This is a genomic window from Stutzerimonas stutzeri (assembly GCF_024448935.1).
In the GTDB taxonomy this organism is placed as follows: Bacteria; Pseudomonadota; Gammaproteobacteria; order Pseudomonadales; family Pseudomonadaceae; genus Stutzerimonas; species Stutzerimonas stutzeri_AO.
This window is the reverse complement of record NZ_JAMOIE010000209.1, coordinates 1-1,740: the sequence shown is the minus strand read 5'-3', so window position 1 is coordinate 1,740 and position 1,740 is coordinate 1. Positions and strand designations below refer to the sequence as shown.

The following is a 1,740-nucleotide window of genomic DNA, read 5'->3' as shown; positions in this document are numbered from 1 at the left end:
GGCCTGCGGCAGCGTCCACAACCGCGACCTCAACGCCGCGATCAACCTGAAGAATCTGGCCGTGAGTTCCACGGTCGCGGCCTGTGGAGAGGCGGGCTCTGGCTCCGGTCGCAAGACCGGAGTGAAACCGGCCTCGATGAAGCAGGAAGTCAGCTTTGAACCAGTTTTGCTCGTAGCTCAGGTGGTACCAAGCAATGGACGCCGCCGCTTGAAGCAGGCTCGCGTTGTGCCGAGATCTCGTGTTCCGAACTATCGCCTTCCGCTCTACGCTGTATTCGCTTGAACTGGACGTAGAGCAGGATGTTCTTCAGCGACAACGCGGTTGCGGTTGCGAAACAGGCGCCGTTCACCCCATATCGGGGGATAAGGATCAGGTTCAGAACGAGGTTAAGCACAGCGGCCGCCATATTGTTGTACATGTACTGACGATGATTGCCGGTCATGGTCATGAAGATGCACAAGGGGCCTGCAGCCAGAACGAAGAAGTACCCGGTGGCCAATATCAGCAAGGGGAAGGCCCCTTCCCTGCGGTACTGCTCACCGAAAACCATGAGGATATAGTCGTGCAACAGAAAAATCGCTGCCAGGATAAAGACAGCCAGTCCGAACATTACCTTTGAGTATTTATTAACGATATCGAACGCGCCGGCATAATCCCGGCCAGACCACCGCCTGGAGATGCTCGGGGCTATGGTTCCGTTGATGATGAACAACAGCGTAGTGGACAGAGCCGTCACCTTCGCGCAGATGTAATAGATGCTGACCTCACCCGCCGAGCGCATCAGGCCCAACAACAGCGTATCGGACAATTCGATCACGCTGTTGGCGGCAGCGATGAGCATCAAGGGCAGGCACAACACCAGCATCTCTTTCCAACCGACGGCCCCGCTACCCGACGCTCTCGGCATGCTCATTCTGGCGCGCGTGACCGAACCGAGCATGCCCAGCACGTAGCTCACGGCGAAACAGGCGACCACTGTGTTCAGTTCGTTGCCTGTGATCCACACCAGTATTAGCGTCAAACCTGGCTGGAAACCGGTCTGCCAGAACAGCCCTTCGCTGGTTCGTTCCTTTGCCTTGAGCGTTTCGCTCGAGATATGCGTGAGCGATATGCATAGCGCCGCCGTGGCGAAGAGTACGGCCGATAGTTGAAAGTGCGACTCGGTAGTCTTGGAGAACCAAACCACCACCAGACCGATCAGAATGGCCGGGATGTTCGCAAGGAAAGCGAGCGTCAGCGACCGATCGAAATAGCTGCGCTGTCGATCGTCTTGCAAGGACGCAATGTTTTTCAGGCAAGCGACGTCCAGACCTAATCTGGACACCAGCGAGACGAAGGTTCCCAGCGCCACACAGAAGAATACCGTGCCCGCCAGATCCGGTATCAGTATTCGCGCCAGCAGAATGTTCAGCCCGAGCATTGCGCCCGACCCGCTGCCCTTGGTGATGATCAATCGACCATAGCGAGCCATTCCGCCTTTCATTCCTGACTCCGACGGGCGTCCGTTGCGTATATCGAGTTCATGGTTCTCCGTGCCAAGGCCGTCTGCCGGCAATCCATCGATGGATTTGGCTTCACAAAAAGAGCGTCGACAGAACAGAAAGTTCCAAACCGGAGGCCCTAAGACGGCTGCGCCTCGGTTACTGGCGCGGTGACCGGAGCGAACTGAATGGATGCACGCCAGGCATGGCGGGCGCTGAGAGATTCTCAACGATCGGGTAGGAGGAGGATTCACATCC

Annotated in this window: 1 protein-coding gene; it reads right to left on the bottom strand. The window is 57.1% G+C overall.

Features of this window, described 5'->3' with window-relative positions; all coding sequences use genetic code 11:
- Nucleotides 1-149 precede the first annotated feature (149 nt).
- A partial coding sequence (locus NA637_RS24860) for a lipopolysaccharide biosynthesis protein (protein WP_256075220.1) occupies nt 150-1,740 on the bottom strand: 1,591 nt, incomplete at its 5' end.